Source organism: Streptomyces sp. SS7 (assembly GCF_037993025.1).
Classification (GTDB): domain Bacteria; phylum Actinomycetota; class Actinomycetes; order Streptomycetales; family Streptomycetaceae; genus Streptomyces.
In genome coordinates, this window is record NZ_CP141223.1 from 1,250,324 (window position 1) to 1,270,731 (window position 20,408).

A 20,408-nucleotide genomic window follows, 5' to 3' on the forward strand; every position below is an offset into this window, starting at 1 on the left:
CACCCCATGGCAACGATCAAGGGTTCCCGGCGCCGCGCGCTCGCCCTGCACACGACCCTGGCCGTCGGCGTGCTCCTCTCGGCCTTCCCGTTCTACTGGGCCGTGATCATGTCGACGCACACGTCGAGCGAGATCTTCTCCTACCCGCCGAAGCTGCTGCCCGGCACCCACTTCCTGGAGAACCTCCGCCATCTCCTCGACGCGATCGACTTCTACGGCTCGATGGCCAACTCGCTGCTGGTGGCGGGCTCGGTCACGTTCCTGGTGCTGTTCTTCGACTCGCTGGCGGCGTTCGTCTTCGCCAAGTTCTCCTTCCCGGGAAAGCGCTTCCTGTTCGCCTCGCTGATGATCATCTTCATGGTGCCGGCCCAGCTCTCGGCGATCCCGCAGTTCGTCATCATGGCCAAACTCGGCTGGATCGGTTCGATGACCTCGCTGGTCGTGCCGGCCGCCGCCAACGCCTTCGGCATCTTCTGGATGCGCCAGTACATGAAGAGCGCCATCCACGACGAACTCCTCGACGCCTCCCGCATCGACGGCGCGAGCTTCCTGCGCCAGTACTGGCACGTGGCCCTGCCGGTGGTCCGCCCCGGACTGGCCTTCCTCGGCATCTTCACCTTCATGGGCCAGTGGAACGACTACGCCTGGCCCCTCATCGCCCTCACCGACCCGGACAACGTCACCCTCCAGGTCGCGCTGTCCCAGCTCAACGGAACCCACGGGACGACGGACTACGGAATGGTCATGACCGGCGCGCTGCTCGCGCTCATCCCCCTGCTCCTCGTGTTCGCGGTAGGCGCGCGCCAGATCATCGGTGACCTCGCCAAGGGAGCGATCAAGTGAACGACCCCCTGCTGACGCTCCGCCCCTGGACCGCCCCCGAGGTGACCTCCTGGGGGCGGCTGCCCATGAACGCCGTCGACCGGCGCACCGGAGCACACTCCCTGGACGGCGACTGGCGCTTCCAGTTGCTGTCCGCTCCGGACGCGCCGGTCGGCGGTGCCTGGTCGACGACGGCCGTGCCGGGCGTATGGACCATGCAGAACACGGACGACCCACTACGGTCGACGGTCGACCGTCCGCAGTATCTGAACGTCCGTATGCCGTATACAGATGTCCCGCCACTGTCGCCGGTCGACGACAACCCGACGGGTGTCTACGAGCGCGAGATCGACATCCCCGCCGACTGGGCCGGCCGCCGCGTCGTCCTCCAGGTGGGCGCCGCCGAGAGCGTGCTGCTGGTGCACGTCGACGGGCGTCCCGTCGGCATCTCCAAGGACTCGCACCTCGCCGCGGACTTCGACCTGACCGACGCGGTGCGCCCCGGCGGCCGGCACACGCTGCGGCTGACCGTCGTCAAGTGGTCGGACGCCTCGCACATCGAGGACCAGGACCACTGGTGGCACGGCGGCATCACCCGTTCGGTGCTGCTGTACACGACGGACCCGCTGCACCTGGCCGACGTCACCGTGCGCGCCTCCCGGGACGGGGAACTGCGCATCGACTGCCAGGTGCGGGACACCGGCGGGGAACTCCCCGGGGGCTGGTACGTCAGCGGGGAGCTGGACGGGCTGGAGCTGGCCCAGGACACCGCGTTCGACCGGGCCAACGCCGAGGACGAGCGGGTCTCCGCCTTCCTCGGCGAAGCCCGCATCCACACCCGGGTGCCCGAGGTGCGCACCTGGACCGCCGAGACGCCCGAGCTGTACGGCCTGACGGTGCGGCTGCACCGCGCCGACGGCAGCGTCGCCGACATCTCACGGCACCGCGTCGGTTTCCGGGACGTCGAGGTCGTCGGCCGGGACCTGCTGGTCAACGGCGAGCGGATCTACGTCCGGGGCGTGAACCGGCACGACTTCCATCCGCTGACCGGGCGGACGGTGTCGTACGACGACATGCGCGCGGACCTCGTCCTGCTGAAGCGTTTCGGCTTCAACGCGATCCGCACCGCGCACTACCCCAACGACCCGGCGCTGTACGACCTCGCGGACGAGCTCGGTCTCTACGTGGTCGACGAGGCGGACATCGAGTCCCACGACCACGCCCATGAGATCGCCGACGACCCGCGTTATCTGAACGCGTTCGTGGACCGGGTCTCGCGGATGGTGCTGCGGGACAAGAACCACCCCTCGGTGATCATCTGGTCGCTGGGCAACGAGTCGGACTACGGCGCCAACCACGACGCGGCGGCCGGCTGGGTGCGCCGCCACGATCCGACCCGCCCGCTGCAGTACGAGGGCGCGGCCAAGCGCGGCTGGGCGGACCCGGACCTCGCCACCGACATCGCCTGCCCGATGTACGCGCCGCTGGAGGACTGCGTCGCGCACGCGCTGTCCGGGGAGCAGACCAAGCCGCTCATCCAGTGCGAGTACTCGCACGCCATGGGCAACAGCAACGGCACGCTGGCCGACCACTGGGCCGCCATCGAGGCCACCCCGGGTCTTCAGGGCGGGTTCATCTGGGAGTTCTGGGACCACGGAATCCTTCAGTCCGTGAACGACGGAAGGCCGGTCGGGCGTGGGGGCGCCGGGCTCTACGACAACGGTGTCACCGCCCCCGGCTACCGCTGGGCGTACGGCGGTGACTTCGGCGAGAAGGACCACGACGGCGCGTTCATCGCGGACGGCGTGGTCCTCCCCGACCGCACCCCCAAGCCCGTCATGTTCGAGCACCGTGAACTCGCCGCGCCCGTACGGCTGGAGCTGTTCCGGCACGAGGGGCTGGTCGTCTCCAACCACCAGCACTTCCAGGGCCTTCAGTGGCTCACGGGCGGATGGGAACTGGCGCTCGCGGACGGCCGTACGCTGACCGCGCCCGCCGAACTGCCCGCGCTGCGCCCCGGTGAGACGACGGTGGTCCCGCTGCCGCTGGAGCTGCCCGAGGACGGCGGCGAGGCGTGGCTGACGCTGCGGGTGACGACCGCCGAGGACCTGGCGTGGGCCCCGGCGGGCACCGAGGTGTGCGCCCCCCAGGTGCAGCTGCGGGCGGCCGTCGCGGCCGAGGACCAGCCGGTTTGCGGTGCCGTGGAGGTCGACGCGGACGGACTGCTGGTCCATCCGCTGCTGACCGCCGGGCCCGTGCTGTCCCTGTGGCGGGCGCCCACCGACAACGACGAATTGGGCGGCATGGCGCTGCGCTGGCGGACGTGGGGCCTGGACGCCCTGGTGCGCAAGGTGGTGTCGGTACGGCGCGACGGCGACGCCGTGACCGTGCTCGCGGAGTACGCCGGCACCACGGGCGTGGTCCGGCACCGGCAGGTGTTCACCCCCGTCGAGGGCGGTGTCCGGGTGGACGAACTCGCCGAGCTGCCCGCGGAGTTCGACGACGTGGCGCGGGTCGGGACGGTCTTCGAGACGGTCGCCGGGCTGGACCGCCTGGAGTGGTTCGGGCAGGGCCCCTGGGAGTCCTACCCGGACCGCAGCGGCGGCGCCCCGGTGGGTCATCACGCCCTGGACGTCGACGCGTTGTTCACCCCGTATCTGCGTCCGCAGGAGAGCGGCGGCCGGCACGGTGTGCGGCGCTTCGTCCTCTCCGGTCCGGACGTGCCGGGTCTCGCGGTCACCCCGGACGAGCCCCGGCAGGTCTCCGTCACGCGCTACCGCGCCGACGATCTGACGGCCGCCGCCCATCACGACGAACTGGTGCCGCGCGCGGGCTGCGTGGTGCACGTCGACGCGGCACACCGGGGCCTCGGCACGGCCTCGTGCGGCCCCGACACCTTCCCCTCCTACCTCGTCGCGCCGGGCGTCCATCGCTGGAGCTGGACCCTGCGCACCCTGTAACCCCCCATCACCGCAAGGACACTTTCCCGGCTCTTCCCCAACGGAGCACACGTGTGTACTTCGCATGCCCAAGAACCGTGCGAGGCCGAGCAGGCCGGCGCCGGACGACGCAGCTTCCTGCGGGCCACGGCGCTGCTCGGCGCCGCGGCCACGGCCTCGGTCGCACTGCCCCCGGCCGCCGCCGAGGCGGCCCCCGCGCAGGCGGCGTCGGGCGCCTGGCGCCCGGACACCGCGAGCCGCCGCTTCACGCTCGCCGTGATGCCCGACACCCAGTACCTCTTCGACGGTCCGAGCATCGACAAGGCGCCGGTCGAGGCGTCCCTGCGGTACCTCCTGGAGCACGGGGGCGAGAAGGGCGAGAACATCGTGTTCCTGTCCCACCTCGGCGACCTCACGCAGAACGGCGCCGCCGCCGAATGCGCAGCGATCGGGGAGGCGTTCGAGCTGCTCGACCGGCGGGGGGTGGGCTACAGCGTCCTGGCCGGCAACCACGACGTGAAGTCCTCGACGACCGACCAGCGCGGGTCGACCCCGTACCTGGACACGTTCGGTCCCCACCGGTTCCGGGGCAGGTCCACCTTCGGCGGAGCCTCCCCCGACGGCTACAACACCTTCCACCTGTTCCGGGCCGCCGGGCGGCAGTGGATGGTGCTCGCCCTGGACTGGCGGCTGTCGGACCAGGGGTACGCCTGGGCGAAGGGCGTCCTGGCCGCCCACCCCACGACACCGGTCGTCCTCACCACGCACGAACTGGTCGTCGAGGACGACACCCTGTCGGAGTACGGGCAGCAGCTGTGGGACCGGCTGATCAACGACCACGACCAGATCTTCCTCACCCTCAACGGGCACTACTGGCCCGCCGGACGGGCCACCCGCAGGAACGCGGCGGGACACGACGTCCATCTGCACCTGACGAACTATCAGAACCGTTACTTCGGCGGTGCGGCGATGATCCGCCTGTACCGCTTCGACCTCGACCGCGACGTCATCGACGTGGAGACCGTCTCCCCGTGGATCCTCGGCCGGGCCGCGAAGGGGCTCAACGAGCTGGAGCGACAGGAGATCGAACTCAGCGGTGCCGCCGACCGGTTCTCCGTCGGTATCGACTTCGCCGACCGCTTCTCCGGCTTCGCCCCGGTCCCGGCCCGCCCCGCGCGCCCGGCGTCCAAGGTCCTGGTCCGCGACACGGTCGCCTACTGGCGCTTCGACGGCCACGCCGACGGCGCCGCCGTCTCCGGCACCGTCCGCGACCTGTCCGGGCGCGGCAACGACCTCACCCTCGTCACGGTCGGCGGCGGCACCCTGGGCTGGTCCTCGGACCACCACCCGGACCAGCCCGGCCACGGCAGCCTGGAGTTCCGCGGCTACAAGTCGCCGCTCGAGGGCGCCTGTCTGCGCACGGTCGACGGCGCACCGCTGAACTCCGCCACGTTCGAGGACGGTTACACCATCGAGGCGTTCTACCGTCTCCCGGCGGACTGGGACCCGGCGCACCACGCCTGGTCGGGGCTGGTCGGCCGGACGGGGACCGGTGGCGCGGCGGGGAAGACCGGCGACGACCCCGACGAGCCGCTCGCCACGCTGTCGCTGTCCAACGACCGGGAGCCGCAGTGGGCCATGCGCCCGCTGAACCAGGAGGGCATCGCCACCAACTGGGGTCAGGAGACCCCGCTGGAGACCTGGTGGCACCTCGCGGTCGTCAACGACGGCAGGCACACCACGCTGTACGTCGAGGGCTGCCCGGTCGTACGCAACCCGAAGGCGAAGGCCGTGGGCATCGCCTCCGTCGGACTGCCGTGGCTGCTCGGCGGCTACGAGTACGGCGGGAAGATCGACCAGATCCTGCACGGCCGGCTCGGCGACGTCCGGATCGTCGCACGGGCGCTGCCCGTCACCTCCTTCATGAACCACTGACGCCCTTCCCCGCACCGCTGACGCCCTCGAAGAGGACTCACACCACCATGACCGAGCAGCAGCTCCCCGAGTGGGCCGACCCGGCCGTCTCCCCCACCTCCCTCGACGCCCAGGGCGTCTCCCGCCGCGGACTCCTGCGCCGCGCGGGCCTGTTCGGCGCCGCGTTCGCACTCGGCCCGGCCGCCGTGCCCGCGTTCGCCGCCTCGGACCGCGGCCTCGGCGGCCACGACCCGCGCCTCGCGTACCTCGTCGGCGACCACCACGTCCACTCCGTCTACAGCCACGACGCCAAGTACACGTTCTCCCAGCAGGCCAGGGCCGCCGCCCGGTACGGCCTGGACTGGATGGTGTTCAACGAGCACTCCAACTTCGGCCACGCCCACTACGGCGCCGCGCTGGAGCACCAGGAGATCGTCAAGGCCCGCGCGGAGAACCCGCGCCAGCTGATCTTCCAGGGTCTGGAGTGGTACATCCCGGCCGCCGAGCACTGCACGGTGTTCGCCGCTCCGGGCCCCCACGAGGTCGACCTCCTCACCCGGTTCGAGCTCGCCTACGACGGCAAACTGCTCGGCTACACCGAGGGCTCGGCCGGCGCCGCCGACACCGCCCGCAACGAGGCCCACGCCGTCAAGGCGATCAAGTGGCTGGCGGAGCAGCGCCGTTCGGGCTACGTCGACGACGTCCTCGTCCTGGCCAACCATCCGCTGCGCCTCGGCATCGACTCCCCGCACGAGATGCGCAACTGGCGGGACGCGGCTCCTGAGATCATGATCGGCATGGAGGGCGCGCCCGGCGCCCAGGGCGCGGCCATCCCCGGCTGGCGCAGTGCCACCTCGATCCGCGGCGAGTACGAGAACAAGCCGTCGGCACAGTCGTGGCCGGGCTACCCGGCGGACGCCTACCTCACGTACGGCGGCTTCGACTGGGCGACCGCGACCGTCGGCGGTCTGTGGGACGCGATGCTGGCCGAGGGCCGGCTGTTCACGATCACCACCAATTCCGACAACCACCGGACCGTCTTCGACACCTGGAAGAACGGCGACTGGCCGGCGGGGCAGAACTTCGACAACACGGGCAAGCTGCCCGACCCGGTGAACACCGACACCGCGCAGCCCGGAAGCGACTTCTGGCCCGGCGAGTTCAGCCGCACGCACGTCGGTGTGACGCGCTACGGCTACCGCGCGGTGATGGAGGGACTGCGGGCCGGCCGTGTCTGGCTCGACCACGGGCATCTGCTGGACGGCCTCGACGTGCGGGTGAAGCGGGACTGCGACGGCGGCCGGGGCGTCACCCTCGGCGGCCGGCTGCGGGTCCGCAAGGGCGAGCGGATCACCCTGTACGTCACCGTGACGACCGCCTCCCGGGTCAACTCCCAGGGTGTGGTGCCGCAGTTGGCGCACGTGGACGTGATCCGGGGCGCGGTGCGCGGCCCGGTGACCGACCGGGACACCTGGCAGGCGCCCGACACCAGGGTCGTCCACACGGACGACGTCTCGGGCCGCAGGGGGACGTACACCCTGCGCGTCCCGCTGACCGTCGGGGACGAGTCCTTCTACGTCCGGCTGCGCGGCAGCGACGGCAACCGGCACGGGGCGGGCTACCTCGGCGCGTCCGTCGACCCGCACGGCCCGATCCCGCACCGGCCGGGCGACGGCGACCCGTGGGCGGACACCTGGTTCTACTCGAACCCGGTCTTCGTGGACGTCGTGCGCTAGGAGCGCCCCGACAGGGGCGCGGGGAACCGCGCGACCGGCCACGACGGTCGCGCGGTTGCCCGCCGCTTCGGCCCTACGGCTTCACCGGCGGAGCCGTGCGCGCGGAGCCCTACGCGTAGAACCGCGACAGGCTCTGGAGCACAGCCGCCGGCTTGGCGCCGCCCTCGATCTCGATCGCGCCGTCGACGGTGATCTGGACGCCTCCCGGCACCTCCTCGACCTCGGCGAGCTTGCCCACCAGGCGGATCCGGGAGCCGACCTTCACGGGCGAGGGGAAACGCACCTTGTTCAGGCCGTAGTTGACCTTCGTGGTCACTCCCTGGACGTCCAGCAGCTCGGTGAACAACGGGATGAAGAGGGAGAGGGTCAGGTAGCCGTGGGCGATCGGGGCGCCGAACGGCCCGGCCGCCGCCTTCTCCGGGTCCACGTGGATCCACTGGTGGTCGCCGGTCGCGTCGGCGAACGTGTCGATGCGCTCCTGGGTGACCTCGATCCACTCGCTGGTGCCCAGGTCGCTGCCGGCCAGCTTCTTCAGCTCGTCGAGGCCGTTCACCGTGATGCTCATATCGCTGTCCTTCGCTAGGAGTTGGTGCCGAAGCGCTGGCGCACCCGGGCTTTGAGGAGCTTCCCGGAGGCCGTGCGCGGAAGGTCGTCCGCGACCACCACCGACTTGGGGATCTTGTACTTGGCGAGTCGTCCGGCCAGGGAGGCCAGCACCCCGTCGGGGTCCAGCGCGGCGCCCTCGCGGAGCACGACGACGGCGCGCGGTACCTCGCCCCACTTGTCGTCGGGCACCCCGATGACGGCCGCCTCGACGATGTCGGGGTGGGAGAGGAGGAGGTCCTCGATCTCGGCGGGGTAGATGTTCTCCCCACCGGAGATGATCATGTCCTTCATACGGTCGACGATGTACACATAACCGTCGTCGTCGACCTTCGCCGCGTCGCCGCTGCGGAACCAGCCGTCGGCGAAGGACGCGGCGGTCTCCTCGGGCAGCCCCCAGTAGCCCGGCATGACGTGCGGACCGCGGACCAGGACCTCGCCCGTCTCGCCGGGTCCGACGGGGGTGAGGTCGGGGGCGAGGACCCGGACGTCGCTGAAGAAGTGCGGCACTCCGGCCGAGCCCGCCTTGCTGATCGCGTGCTCGGCGTCCAGGTACAGCGTTCCGGGGGACGCCTCGGTCATGCCGTACCCCCTGGAGGAACGTGAGTCCGCGTTCCTGGTAGGCGGCGATCAGCGGCGTCGGCACCGGGGAGCCGCCGCAGGTCAGGATGCGCAGGCTGGACAGGTCCGCGCCGGCCCAGCGCGGATGCCTGGCCACCTGGTCGAACATCGTCGGCACCCCGAACATGAAGGTGATCCGGTGCCGTTCGATCAGGTCGAAGGTGGCGTCCGGGTCGAAGGCCTCGACCAGGACGCAGGTGCCGCCCTTGAGGAAGACCGGGAGCGTCAGCATGTTCAGGCCCGCCGTGTGGAACAGCGGCGCCGAGACCAGGGCGCGCTCATCGGCGATCAGGTCGGTGTCGACGAGGACGTTGATCGCGTTCCAGGTGAGGTTGCCGTGGGTGAGCATGGCGCCCTTGGGCCGGCCGGTCGTGCCCGAGGTGTACATGATGATGCAGGTGTCGTCGGCGCCGACGGGCTCGTCGACCGGCTCGTCGGAGGCCGCGGCCAGCACGTCCTCGTACTCGGCACCGACCTCCAGGTACGTCCGTACGTCCGTGCTGCCCGGCAGTCCCGCGACCAGACCCGCGTGCGAGGGACCGTAGACGAGGGCCTTGGCCCCGGAGTCGGCGAGCTGGTAGGCGATCTCGGGGCCCGCGAGACGGGTGTTGAGCGGCACGAAGACCGCGCCGAGCGTGCCGGCCGCGAACAGGCTCTCCAGGTAGGAGGGGTGGTTCGGGCCGAGGTAGGCGACCCGGTCGCCGCGGCGGACGCCCCGGGCGCGCAGGGCGTGGGCCAGCCGCGTGACGCGTGTATGCAATGTGCCGTAGTCCGTCGACTGTTCACCGTGGACCAGGGCGGTGCGGTGCGGGGTCTTGCGTGCCCGGCGTGCGGGCCACGACCCCAGTCCCTCGTTGCGCATCTGCCACGCCCCCTTATGGTCTCGTCAGCCCGAGCAGCCGGGCGGCGTTCTCCTTGAGGATCTTCGGCTTCACCTCGTCCTTGATCGTCAGCTTGTCGAAGTCGGCGAGCCAGCGGTCGGGGGTGAGGACGGGGAAGTCGGAGCCGAAGAGGACCTTGTCCTTGAGCAGGGTGTTCGCGTACTGCACGAGCTGCGGCGGGAAGTACTTCGGCGACCAGCCGGACAGGTCGATGTGGACGCCCGGCTTGTGGGTGGCGACCGCGAGGGCCTCGTCCTGCCAGGGGAAGGACGGATGCGCCAGGATGATCTTGAGGTGCGGGAAGTCGGCGGCGACGTCGTCGACGTGCAGCGGGTTGGAGTACTTCAGGCGGATGCCGCCCCCGCCCGGCACCCCGGCGCCGATCCCCGTCTGGCCGGTGTGGAAGAGGGCGACGGTGCCGGTCTCCTCGATGACCTCGTACAGGTCGTACGCCACCGCGCGGTCGTTGGGGAAGAAGCCCTGGATGCTGGGGTGGAACTTGAAGCCCTTCACCCCGTACTCCTCGACCAGCCGGCGCGCCTGCCGCACGCCCGCCTTCCCGCGGAAGGGATCGATGGAGGCGAAGGGGATGAGGACGTCGGCGTTGGCGGCGGCGGCCTCGGCGACCTCCTCGTTGGGCACGGGGGCCGTGCCGGTCGCCGACTCGGCGTCCACCGTGAAGATCACGGCGGCCATCTTCCGCTCGCGGTAGTACGCGGCCGTCTCCTCGATGGTCGGCTTCCGCTTGCCCTCCACCTTGAAGTAGGCGGAGGACGCGTCGTGCAGGTCGTCGTCGAGCGAGGAGTGGCCCTTGGAGGACACCTCCGCGTGGGTGTGGACGTCGATCGCGACGAGTTCCTCGACGTTGAGGGTCGTCATGGCTCAGGCCTCCGGGAACTTCGGTGCCGGGATGCCGACGGTCTGCAGTTCGGCGCCGACCGAGGTGGGGAAGGCGGCGGCCAGGCTCTCGGGGGTCCAGCCGCCGTCGGCGTAGGCCGCCCTGACCTCCTGCGGATGCGACCAGAGTGCCACCTTGTCGCCGCCGATGCCGATGGCCTGGCCGGTGATGCCCCGGGCGGCTTCGGAGGCGAGGAAGGGCACGAGCGCCGCGCAGTCCTCGGGAGTGCCGAAGCCCTCGCCCTTGCGCAGGAAGTCCGGCAGCGGCTCGCCGCCGCGCATGGCCTCGATGTACGGCGCGAAGGCGGGGATCGTCTCGGTCATCGCGGTCGCGGCGACCGGCACGATCGCGTTGACGGTGATGTTCGCGCGGCCCAGCTCCATGGCCCAGGTGCGGGCGAAGGCGGCGATGCCGGCCTTGGCGGCGGCGTAGTTCGTCTGGCCGAAGTTGCCGCGCTGGCCGGCCGGCGAGCCGACCAGGACGAGGGTGCCGCCCTCGCCCTGCTCGCGCATCCGCACGGCGGCCGCCCGGGCACAGGTGAAGGTGCCCTTGAGGTGGGTGGTGATCACCGCGTCGAAGTCGTCGTCGGTCATCTTCCAGAGCACCTTGTCGCGCAGGATGCCCGCGTTGGTGACCAGGACGTCGAGCCGTCCGAACTCCTCGACGGCCCGGTTCACCAGCCGTTCCGCGGCCTCGGTGGTGCCGACCGGGACCACCTCGGCGACGGCCGTGCCGCCGGCTTCCGTGATGGCCTTCACGGCCGCCTCGGCCACGGCCTCGTCGACGTCGTTGACCACCACGCGGGCGCCGTGCGCGGCGAGGGCCTGGGCGTACGCGAGACCGAGGCCCCGGCCGCTGCCGGTGACGACGGCGACCTTGCCGGTGAGATCGATGCTGGTCACGAGCGAGTCCCTTCAGAAAGAGCCATGACCACGAGGGGGTCACGTGGAGCGGCGGGAGATGCGGCCGCGAGATCGAAGCTAAGAGCAATAATTGTTGACGTCAATAGTTGTTGTCCACCTGCGGGTGGGTCATGCTGGAATCTGTACGACACACCGCCCCCGCCGGCCGACGGGGGCCGAGACCAGGGAGCCCGCCATCGCCCGCCAGGACAACGCAGTGAACGCCACCGCCCCGATCGACGGGAACGAGCCGTGGATGCGGGAGCTGCACGCGGACACCGGCTATCTGCTCTACCGACTCGGCCTGCGCTCCGGCCAGCTCTTCAACTCCTTCCTCCAGGAGTCGGGCCTGCGCCTGCGCCACTACGCCGTGCTGCGCTTCCTGGCCACCGCCGAGGGCGCGCTGCAGCGCGAGCTCAGCACACGGCTCGGCTACGACCCGAGCGCGATCGTCGGCCTGGTCGACGACCTGGAGAAGCTGGGTTTCGCCGCACGCCGGCCCGCCCCCGACGACCGGCGCAGCCGGATCGTCGTCCTCACCGAGGACGGCCGCGCCTTCCTGCGCGGCACCGACGAGGCCGGACTGCGCGTGACCAACGAACTCCTCGGCCCGCTCGGCCCCGCCGAACGCGAGACGCTGCACGCCCTGCTGCTGCGGGTGACCGAGGACGGGCCGCACTGATGCCACGGTCCCGCGTTCCGGCGCCGCCATGACCTCCCGTTCCGCGCCCGACCGGCTGCTGGCCGTGCTCGCCGCGTTCGACCACGCCCATCCGGCGCTGTCCCTGAGCGACATCGGCCGGCGCGCCGGGCTGACCCTGACCACCGCCCACCGGCTGGTGGGCGCGCTGACCGCATGGGGCGCGCTGGAGCGGGACGCGTCGGGCCTCTACCACGTGGGGCTGCGGCTGTGGGAGATCGCCGCGCTCGCACCGCGCGGACTGGCCCTGCGGCAGGTGGCGCTGCCGTATCTGGAGGACCTGTACGAAGCCACGCACGAGAACGTGCAGCTGGCGGTGCGGGACGGATCCGAGGTCGTCTACACCGAGTGGATCTCCGGGCGGTCGGCCGTCGGGGTGCACATCCGGGTGGGCGCCCGCTGGCCGCTGCACGTCACCGGGGTCGGCCTCGCCCTCCTGGCCCACGGCGGCACGGCGCTCCAGGAGGCCTACTGTGCGCGGCCCTTGGCGTCCTACACCGCGCACACCGTCACGGATCCGGCGCGGTTGCGCCGGATGCTGGCCGAAGTCCGGCGCACCGGCGTCGCGGTGAGCAGCCGTCAGGTGACCGACGACGCGCTGTCGGTGGCCGCCCCCGTGCGCGGGCCGGGCGGCGCGGTGGTCGCCGCCGTGTCGGTGGTCGTCCCCCACGCCGACGCCCAGGTACCGGTCCTCGTTCCTGCCGTACGGCTCGCGGCGCGCGGAATCTCCCGGGCGCTCGGGTGGCAGCCGGAGGGGGCGCGGGACTGACCCCCGGCGGGCCGTCTCCCCGCCCGGCCCCCCTACGGGAACGCGCCGCCGTCCCGTCTCCTCACGGAAATCTCAGCCCGCGGCACGGATTTTCACAGGAGCGCCCCATGTGCGGGGCGCAGGATGCCGGTGCAAAGGTGGACAACTCAGGAAGGCCTGCCGTGGGCGTCTCGCACATACCGAACCGGTCCGAGCGACGGACAAAGGGGTGGTCCCGACGCGGGATCCTCGCCGTCCTGGGGGTCGCGCCGGCCGCCGGGCTGACCGGCTGCAGCACCGGGTCGGCGGACGCCTCGCCGGGCTCGGGCGGTGCCCGGGCGTCCGCCGCGGCGAAGGCCTCCACGGCCGCGAGGACACCGGTGATCACCGTCTCCCCCGCGGACGGGACCAGGAAGGCCGCGTTCGGCAGCCCCGTCGAGGTGGCGGTGACCGACGGCACCCTGGCGTCCGTGACGGTGACGGGCAACGACGGGTCCGCGCTCGACGGCACCCTGAACGACGCGAAGACCCGGTGGACGTCGTCGAGGAACCCGTACTCGGGCACGAAGTACACGGTCACCGCGCAGGCCGAGGGCGCCGACGCCGAGACGACGACGTTCACGACCAGGTCGCCCGGCGAGACCTTCGTGGGCTATTTCACCCCGGAGGCGAACTCGACCTCCGGCGTCGGCATGCCCGTGTCGATCAACTTCACGAAGGCCGTCAAGGACCGGGCCGCCGTGCAGAAGGCGATCACGGTGACCGCCGAGCCGGCGGTGGAGATCGTGGGCCACTGGTTCAGCGACACCCGGCTGGACTTCCGGCCGGAGACGTACTGGGCGTCCGGGACCACGATCACACTCGGTCTGCGGTTGAAGGACGTCGAAGGACAGGATGGTGTCTACGGTATCCAGTCGAAGGACGTCACCTTCCACATCGGCCGCGCGCAGATCAGTACCGTCGACCTGTCCGCCAAGGAGATGGTGGTGAAGCGGGACGGGGCGACCTACGCCACCTACCCCGTCTCCGGCGGCGACGCCGAGCACACCACCTGGGCCGGGATCATGGTGATCAGCGAACGGTTCCAGCAGACCCGCATGGAGTCCTCGACGGTCGGTCTCGGCGACGAGTACGACATCTCCGACGTGCCGCACGCCCAGCGCCTGACCACCTCCGGCACCTTCGTCCACGGCAACTACTGGGCCGCCCCCTCCGTCTTCGGCAGCCGGAACACCAGCCACGGCTGTGTCGGCCTGCGCGACACCAAGGGCGCGAGCGACAGTTCGGCCGCGGGCTACAGGTTCTACGAGAGCTCCCTGCTCGGCGACGTGGTGATCGTGAAGAACTCGGGCGACAGGACCGTCGAGGCGTCCAACGGCCTCAACGGCTGGAACCTGTCGTGGGCGGACTGGAAGGCGGGCAGCGCGGTTTAGCCCGTTTGCGTGCTTCACTCCCTGAACTTCCGCGCAGAGATAGGACTTTCCTCGCTTTAAGTCTTGACGCCTCTCGGGACGGAGAGCACATTGGGCGCACTTTGAGAGCGCTCTCAAGCGGCGCTCCCACTGTGTCACCCGCACCTCACCCCTCCGTACCCGAGAGGTCCCCCCATGAGTGCTTCCTCCGGCATGTCCAGACGGCGACGCGCCCTCGTCGCCGTCCTCGGCACCCTCGGTCTGGCGACCGCGGCGGCGACCGCCGTCACCCTGCCCGCGAACGCCTCCGCTCCCACGCCCCCCTCGGGCTGGAGCCAGGTCTTCCTCGACGACTTCAACGGCGCCGCCGGCACCGGCGTCAACACCTCCAACTGGCAGTACAGCACCGGGACCTCGTATCCCGGCGGCCCCGCCAACTGGGGCACCGGCGAGGTCGAGACGATGACCAGCAGCACCGGCAACGTCTCCCTCGACGGCAGCGGCAACCTGCGCATCACCCCGGTGCGCGACTCCGCGGGCAACTGGACGTCGGGCCGGATCGAGACGGTCCGCACCGACTTCCAGCCCCCGACCGGCGGCAAACTCCGCGTGGAGGCCCGGCTGCAGATGCCGAACGTCACCGGCACGGCGGCCGAGGGCTACTGGCCGGCCTTCTGGATGCTGGGCGCCCCCTACCGCGGCAACTACCAGAACTGGCCCGGCGTGGGCGAGCTGGACATCATGGAGAACGTCCAGGGCCTCAACAAGGTCTGGGCGACGATGCACTGCGGCACCAACCCGGGCGGCCCCTGCAACGAGACCACCGGCATCGGCAGTTCCACCCCCTGCCCCGGCACCACCTGCCAGTCGGGCTTCCACACCTACACGATGGAATGGGACCGCTCGGTGTCCCCCGAGGCGATCCGCTTCTCCGTCGACGGCGTCACCTACCACACGGTGACGGCCAGTCAGGTCGACGCGACCACCTGGGCCAACGCCACGAACCACGGCTTCTTCGTCATCCTGAACGTGGCGATGGGCGGCGCCTTCCCCGACGCCCTCGGCGGCGGCCTGGACAGCGCCACCGAGTCGGGCCACCCGATGGTCGTCGACTACGTGCAGGTGCTCCAGGCCGGGGGCGGTGGGAGCGGTACCACCCCGCCCCCGACCGGCAGCCGCGACGCCTACGCCACGATCCAGGCCGAGTCCTACGACAGCCAGTCCGGCGTCTCGACGGAAACCACCACCGACACCGGCGGCGGCCAGGACATCGGCTACCTCGCCAACGGCGACTGGGCGCTGTACAAGGGCGTCACCTTCGGCTCCACGGCGGCGACCCAGTTCCGGGCGCGGGTCGCGAGCGGAGCGGCCTCAGGGGTCAGCGGGCTGGTCGAAGTACGCCTGGACAGCCCCACGAGCACCCCGGTCGGCAGCTTCGCGGTGGCCAACACCGGTGGCTGGCAGACCTGGAAGACGGTTCCGGCGAACATCGGCTCCGTCACCGGCACGCACGACGTGTATCTCACCTTCACCAGCGGGCAGCCGGCGGACTTCGTCAACGTCAACTGGTTCACGTTCGGTCACTGACCCAGCCCCCTGCCGGTGCCGGGCCAGCCGTCCGGTCACGAACGGGCCCGGCACCGGCCGGCCGACACGCGGACAGGGCCAGCCCTCAGAGCGATATGACGGAACGCCACCAAGACCATGGCTGTCCGTCGCGGAAGTAGCCGCCGGTGGGGTCGGCGCGCACGTCGCCCGCCAGCAACCAGGGGAGCGCGTTCAGCGCGGCCTTGGAGACCGAGTAGGCGGGCGTTCCACATTGATCTCCATGGCCTCCCGTACGACGTCCAGGTCGGCGCCGACGGCCCGTTGCCAGGTGTCGTACGTGATCGCCGCGTTGTTCACCAGCACGTCGAGCCCGCCGAACCGCTCCCGCAGCGACCGGGCCGCCTCGGCACTGTCGTCCGGACTCGTCACGTCCAGCCGCAACGGGTGCACACCGCTGCCGAGCCGAGCGGCGGCGTCCTGCGCGGCCCGCTCGGACCGGGCGGTGACGACCCGTACCGTCCAGCCCAGGCCGAGAAGTCGCCATGACACCTCGTGCCCGATGCCCCGGTTCGCACCGGTCACCCATACGATCACCGCACACCTCTTCACCACTCGGCCCGTGCCAGGCAGGAGCCTTGCAGAGAACGGCACCGGATCAGTGACGCCCCGCCTCCGGCACGACGCTGAAGGCGCCGTCCGTGAGCACGGGCACGGCGACGGACACGTCCACCTCGGTCGCGATCGCCACGTCGTCCGGGAAGCCGCCCCGGGTCAGCTCCCGCCCCGAGGCACAGTCGGCCACCGCGTCCGCCACGTCCGCGGTCCCCATGAACGCGGCCCGCGCGGCGGACGCCTCCGGCGACAGGGGGCCGGCCCCCTGAGCCCGCAGTTCGGCGATGATCGCACCGGCCCCCAGCAGGTCCTCCAACGCGGGCCGCAGACTGCCGTCCGGCCAGCGCTCACCGGCGGCGACCACACCGACCGGCCGGTCCTCCGTCCCGTACCCCTGCGCGGCCAGCCGCCGGCCCACGGCCGTGGCGTTGCGCAGACAACCCGCGATCACGGTCGTGCCGCCGGCCGCCGCGGCGATCGCCGAACCGTTCGGCGACGGCAGCACCAGCCGGGCCGTGAAGGGAGCCCGACGGAGAGCGGCGGGCGAGAGCGACCAGGGCGCCTCCACCGTCATGGCCCTGCGGCCGACCGCGAGTTCGGCCTTCTGCGCTTCGGCGAAGGCACGTGCGGTGGCGTCCCGCCAGGCATAGGGGAAGACCTGGGTTCCGCGCTCCGCGACGACGGTGACCGAGGTGGTGAAGGAGAGGACGTCGACCACCACGAGACACACGACGTCCCCGGCCAGCACCCGCGCACCGACGGAACCCCACTCGAACCGGACGCCGTGCCCTTGCTGAAGGAACCAGTCAGTCATGAGAGGGCAGTCTCACCGCATGCGGTCGCCGGGATCAACCCCGCCGGGGCGACGGGAGACTGTCTACGATCATCCGCCGGCTGCCCACTGCCCACCGCCGACTGCTCACTGCCGACCGTCGACCACCGACCATCCCCCGTCACCGCAACTCCGCCCGAAACCCCACGGGCGTGACCCCCGTATGCAAGTGGAAGAACTTCGAGAAGTTCGCCGGATCGGGGAACCCCACCGCCGCCCCGACCCGCCCGATCGGCAGATCCGTGTGGGCCAGCAGCCGCTTCGCCTCCAGGACGACCCGTTTGTCGATGAAGCCCTTGGGCGTCTCGCCGGTGGCGGCCCGGACCGCGCGGACGAGGGTGCGGCGGGAGTAGCCGAGGGCGTCGGCGTAGGCGCTGACGCTGTGCTGGCTGGCGAAGTCCCGTTCCACGGCGTCCCGGAAGAGGGTGAAGGTCGACTCGCTCCGCCGTCCGGCCTCGGCGGAGCTGGTCGCCAGGTGGGCGAGGCGCAGCAGGAACGCGGTGAGGGAGTGCCGGAGCACGGCCGTGTGCAGGGCGGGAGGCAGCGACACGCTGTCTTCGTACTCCCGTCGGAGGTGGCCGAGGGCGGCGCGCAGGGAGGCGAGTCGGGGGCCCTCCGGGCGCAGCAGGGGCGGCAGGTCGTAGCGGTAGAGGCCGGTGGCCTCGACGGTGGCCCGGGGGAGGAAACCGGGCTGCATGGTCAGGACGGTGCCGCGGTACTCGCTCGACCGGGAGAAGCGGTGGACCTGGCCCGGCCGGATCCACAGCAGCTCGCCGGCGGTCGCCTCGTACTCCGCGAAGTCGATCATGTGGTGCACGGGGCCGTCGTCGAACAGCATCACCACGTGGAAGTCGATGCGGTGGACACGGTCCAGCGGGGCGTCGCCTGCATGCCAGGTGCGGCCCGCGCCCATGGGGCCGACCTGCATGCCGACGCCGCCGAGGCTCAGCTCGACCGGGAAGGGGAGGGTTCTGATGCCGTCGTCGGCAGTTCCGTCTTGGGGTCGTCTGTCCGCCATGTCCTTCTCGTGCCGTCCTGCCGCTACTGCCGGTGTCCCACTTTCACCACAGGCTGACACAAGAAGACCTTCCCCCGTAAAAGTCAGACTTTTAAGTTTGAACGCGGCAGCCCCCCTTCCCCCTCCCAACGAGGACTTCTTGAAGATGAGCACGCATCCTCCGAACCGTCTCGAGTGGACCGACCTCGACCGGCGTGCCGTCGACACCGCCCGCCTTCTGGCGGCGGATGCCGTACAGCGGGTGGGCAACGGCCACCCCGGCACCGCGATGAGCCTGGCTCCCGCCGCGTACACGATCTTTCAGAAGGTGATGCGTCACGATCCGGCGGACCCGGAGTGGACGGGCCGTGACCGCTTCGTCCTCTCCCCCGGCCACACCTCGCTGACGCTCTACACGCAACTGTTCCTCTCCGGCTACGAGCTGGACCTGGAGGACCTGAAGCGCTTCCGGACCAAGGGGTTGAAGACGCCGGGGCATCCCGAGTACGGGCACACGGCGGGCGTCGAGACGACCACGGGCCCGCTCGGCCAAGGGGTCGCCAACGCCGTCGGCATGGCGATGGCCGCCCGCTACGAGCGCGGCCTGTTCGACCCCGAGGCGCCCGCGGGCGAGTCCCCGTTCGACCACACCGTCTGGGCGATCGTCTCCGACGGCGACCTGGAGGAGGGTGTCTCCGCGGAGGCCTCCTCCCTCGCCGGGCACCAGCGGCTCGGCCACCTCGTCCTCCTCTACGACGACAACCACATCTCCATCGAGGGCGACACCGCGACCGCGTTCTCGGAGGACGTGCTGAAGCGGTACGAGGCCTACGGCTGGCACGTGCAGCGCGTCGAGCCCGCGGACAACGGTGACATCGACGTACACACCCTGTACACGGCCCTGAAGGCGGCGCAGGCCGAGACCACCCGCCCCTCGATCGTCGCCCTGCGCACGATCATCGCCTGGCCCGCCCCGCACGCCCGGAACACCGAGGCATCCCACGGTTCGGCGCTCGGCGCGGAGGAAGTCGCCGCGACCAAGCGCGTCCTCGGTTTCGACCCCGAACGGTCCTTCCAGGTCGACGACGACGTCCTCGCCCACACCCGTGGCGCGCTCGACCGGGGCGCCGAGGCCCACGCCGCCTGGAACAAGCGGCTCGCCGAGTGGCGCGCCGACTCCCCGGAACGGGCCGCCCTGTTCGACCGGGTGGTGGCGGGACAGCTCCCCGAAGGGTGGGAGGACGCGCTGCCGGTGTTCGAGCCCGGCACGTCCGTCGCCACCCGTGCCGCATCCGGAAAGGTGCTCCAGTCCCTCGGCGCGGTGCTGCCCGAGCTCTGGGGCGGTTCCGCCGACCTGGCGGGCTCCAACAACACCACGATCGACGCCAGTTCCTCCTTTCTCCCCGAGGGCAATCCGCTGCCAGGGGCCGATCCGTACGGCCGCACGGTCCACTTCGGCATCCGTGAGTTCTCGATGGCCGCGGAGATGAACGGCATCGCGCTGCACGGCAACACCCGTGTCTACGGCGGCACGTTCCTGGTGTTCTCCGACTACATGCGCAACGCCGTGCGGATGTCCGCGCTGATGCAGCTGCCGGTGACCTACGTGTGGACGCACGACTCCATCGGCCTCGGCGAGGACGGCCCGACGCACCAGCCGGTCGAGCACCTGGCCTCGCTGCGCGCCATCCCCGGGCTGAACGTGGTCCGTCCGGCCGACGCCAACGAGACCGCCGTCGCCTGGGCCGAGATCCTCCGGCGACACGCCACCCGCCCCGCCCCGCACGGACTGGCGCTGACCCGTCAGGGGGTGCCGACGTACCCCCTCAACCCTGATGCGGCCAGGGGCGGTTACGTTCTGCACGAGTCGTCGACGGGGACCCCTGACGTCGTCCTCGTCGCCACCGGCTCGGAGGTGCGGCTCGCCGTCGCCGCGCGGGAGCGGCTGGAGGCCGAGGGGATCGGGACGCGGGTGGTGTCGGTGCCGTCCGTGGAGTGGTTCGAGGAACAGCCGCGGGAGTACCGCGAGAGCGTGCTGCCGCCGGCGGTGAAGGCCCGGGTCGCGGTCGAGGCCGGGATCGGTCTGACCTGGCACCGGTACGTCGGGGATGCCGGCCGTGTCGTCTCCCTGGAGCACTTCGGCGCCTCCGCCGACGTCGACACCCTGTTCACGGAGTACGGCTTCACCCCCGAGAACGTCGCCGCCGCAGCCCGGGAATCCCTTGCTGCCGCGCGTGGTTGAT

Annotated in this window: 15 protein-coding genes and 1 pseudogene; 9 read left to right on the forward strand and 7 right to left on the reverse strand. The window is 71.2% G+C overall.

Going from position 1 to position 20,408, the window contains the following annotated elements:
• Nucleotides 1-6: 6 nt before the first annotated feature.
• From U5640_RS05645 to U5640_RS05660, 4 genes are read left to right on the forward strand one after another with little or no spacing between them, the layout of a single operon-like run.
• Entirely contained in the window at nt 7-843 is an 837-nt protein-coding gene (locus U5640_RS05645) for a carbohydrate ABC transporter permease (RefSeq protein WP_340374688.1), read from the forward strand.
• On the forward strand, nt 840-3,782 hold the full coding sequence (locus U5640_RS05650) for a glycoside hydrolase family 2 TIM barrel-domain containing protein (RefSeq protein ID WP_340374689.1): 2,943 nt from the start codon (nt 840-842) through the stop codon (nt 3,780-3,782). Before U5640_RS05645 ends, U5640_RS05650 begins: the two co-directional genes overlap by 4 nt.
• A gap of 51 nt (nt 3,783-3,833) precedes the next feature.
• Complete coding sequence (locus U5640_RS05655; protein ID WP_340374690.1) at nt 3,834-5,696, forward strand: LamG-like jellyroll fold domain-containing protein; 1,863 nt, start codon at nt 3,834-3,836, stop codon at nt 5,694-5,696.
• A 47-nt stretch (nt 5,697-5,743) separates the two neighbouring features.
• Nucleotides 5,744-7,411, forward strand: coding sequence for a histidinol-phosphatase (locus U5640_RS05660; RefSeq protein ID WP_340374691.1), 1,668 nt, complete (start codon nt 5,744-5,746; stop codon nt 7,409-7,411).
• Nucleotides 7,412-7,520: 109 nt separating this feature from the next.
• On the opposite strand, the gene U5640_RS05665 is transcribed toward U5640_RS05660, so the two are convergent.
• From U5640_RS05665 to U5640_RS05680, 4 genes and pseudogenes are all read right to left on the reverse strand, one after another.
• Complete coding sequence (locus tag U5640_RS05665; RefSeq protein ID WP_340374692.1) at nt 7,521-7,976, reverse strand: MaoC family dehydratase; 456 nt, start codon at nt 7,974-7,976, stop codon at nt 7,521-7,523.
• 14 nt (nt 7,977-7,990) lie between these two features.
• Nucleotides 7,991-9,497: pseudogene (locus tag U5640_RS05670) on the reverse strand (long-chain fatty acid--CoA ligase).
• A 13-nt stretch (nt 9,498-9,510) separates the two neighbouring features.
• Complete coding sequence (locus U5640_RS05675) at nt 9,511-10,395, reverse strand: amidohydrolase family protein (RefSeq protein ID WP_340374693.1); 885 nt, start codon at nt 10,393-10,395, stop codon at nt 9,511-9,513.
• A 3-nt stretch (nt 10,396-10,398) separates the two neighbouring features.
• The gene (locus U5640_RS05680) at nt 10,399-11,316 is read right to left on the reverse strand and encodes an SDR family oxidoreductase (protein WP_340374694.1); all 918 of its coding nucleotides are present in this window, start codon (nt 11,314-11,316) and stop codon (nt 10,399-10,401) included.
• A 256-nt stretch (nt 11,317-11,572) separates the two neighbouring features.
• On the opposite strand from U5640_RS05680, the gene U5640_RS05685 reads away from it, so the two are divergent.
• The 4 genes from U5640_RS05685 to U5640_RS05700 all read left to right on the forward strand — a co-directional run bounded on the left by U5640_RS05685 (nt 11,573) and on the right by U5640_RS05700 (nt 15,763).
• Nucleotides 11,573-11,998: a MarR family transcriptional regulator gene (locus U5640_RS05685; protein ID WP_340384954.1), complete on the forward strand. Its 426-nt coding sequence runs from the start codon at nt 11,573-11,575 to the stop codon at nt 11,996-11,998.
• Nucleotides 11,999-12,026: 28 nt separating this feature from the next.
• Nucleotides 12,027-12,785, forward strand: a complete 759-nt coding sequence (locus U5640_RS05690; RefSeq protein WP_340374695.1) for an IclR family transcriptional regulator — start codon at nt 12,027-12,029, stop codon at nt 12,783-12,785.
• 161 nt (nt 12,786-12,946) lie between these two features.
• Nucleotides 12,947-14,197, forward strand: coding sequence for an Ig-like domain-containing protein (locus tag U5640_RS05695; RefSeq protein ID WP_340374696.1), 1,251 nt, complete (start codon nt 12,947-12,949; stop codon nt 14,195-14,197).
• A 174-nt stretch (nt 14,198-14,371) separates the two neighbouring features.
• Complete coding sequence (locus tag U5640_RS05700; protein ID WP_340374697.1) at nt 14,372-15,763, forward strand: glycoside hydrolase family 16 protein; 1,392 nt, start codon at nt 14,372-14,374, stop codon at nt 15,761-15,763.
• A 192-nt stretch (nt 15,764-15,955) separates the two neighbouring features.
• On the opposite strand, the gene U5640_RS05705 is transcribed toward U5640_RS05700, so the two are convergent.
• The 3 genes from U5640_RS05705 to U5640_RS05715 all read right to left on the reverse strand — a co-directional run bounded on the left by U5640_RS05705 (nt 15,956) and on the right by U5640_RS05715 (nt 18,186).
• Nucleotides 15,956-16,318 carry an SDR family NAD(P)-dependent oxidoreductase gene (locus U5640_RS05705; RefSeq protein ID WP_340374698.1) on the reverse strand — a complete coding sequence of 121 codons (363 nt, stop codon included), beginning with the start codon at nt 16,316-16,318 and terminating at the stop codon, nt 15,956-15,958.
• A gap of 61 nt (nt 16,319-16,379) precedes the next feature.
• A complete protein-coding gene (locus tag U5640_RS05710; protein ID WP_340374699.1) occupies nt 16,380-17,150 on the reverse strand; it encodes a 2-phosphosulfolactate phosphatase in 771 nt (256 codons plus the stop codon).
• A 139-nt stretch (nt 17,151-17,289) separates the two neighbouring features.
• Nucleotides 17,290-18,186 carry an AraC family transcriptional regulator gene (locus tag U5640_RS05715; RefSeq protein WP_340374700.1) on the reverse strand — a complete coding sequence of 299 codons (897 nt, stop codon included), beginning with the start codon at nt 18,184-18,186 and terminating at the stop codon, nt 17,290-17,292.
• Between the two features lie 145 nt (nt 18,187-18,331).
• Here U5640_RS05715 and tkt point away from each other — a divergent pair, with 145 nt between their 5' ends.
• Complete coding sequence (gene tkt / locus U5640_RS05720; protein ID WP_340374701.1) at nt 18,332-20,407, forward strand: transketolase; 2,076 nt, start codon at nt 18,332-18,334, stop codon at nt 20,405-20,407.
• The last annotated feature ends 1 nt before the right edge of the window (nt 20,408 follow it).

Coding starts and splice junctions, on each gene's coding strand:
- U5640_RS05645 (WP_340374688.1), top strand. CDS start 7: ATGGCAACGATCAAGGGTTCCCGGCGCCGCGCGCTCGCCCTGCACACG.
- U5640_RS05660 (WP_340374691.1), top strand. CDS start 5,744: ATGACCGAGCAGCAGCTCCCCGAGTGGGCCGACCCGGCCGTCTCCCCC.
- U5640_RS05665 (WP_340374692.1), bottom strand. CDS start 7,976: ATGAGCATCACGGTGAACGGCCTCGACGAGCTGAAGAAGCTGGCCGGC.
- U5640_RS05675 (WP_340374693.1), bottom strand. CDS start 10,395: ATGACGACCCTCAACGTCGAGGAACTCGTCGCGATCGACGTCCACACC.
- U5640_RS05685 (WP_340384954.1), top strand. CDS start 11,573: ATGCGGGAGCTGCACGCGGACACCGGCTATCTGCTCTACCGACTCGGC.
- U5640_RS05690 (WP_340374695.1), top strand. CDS start 12,027: ATGACCTCCCGTTCCGCGCCCGACCGGCTGCTGGCCGTGCTCGCCGCG.
- U5640_RS05700 (WP_340374697.1), top strand. CDS start 14,372: ATGAGTGCTTCCTCCGGCATGTCCAGACGGCGACGCGCCCTCGTCGCC.
- U5640_RS05710 (WP_340374699.1), bottom strand. CDS start 17,150: ATGACTGACTGGTTCCTTCAGCAAGGGCACGGCGTCCGGTTCGAGTGG.
- U5640_RS05715 (WP_340374700.1), bottom strand. CDS start 18,186: ATGGCGGACAGACGACCCCAAGACGGAACTGCCGACGACGGCATCAGA.
- tkt (WP_340374701.1), top strand. CDS start 18,332: ATGAGCACGCATCCTCCGAACCGTCTCGAGTGGACCGACCTCGACCGG.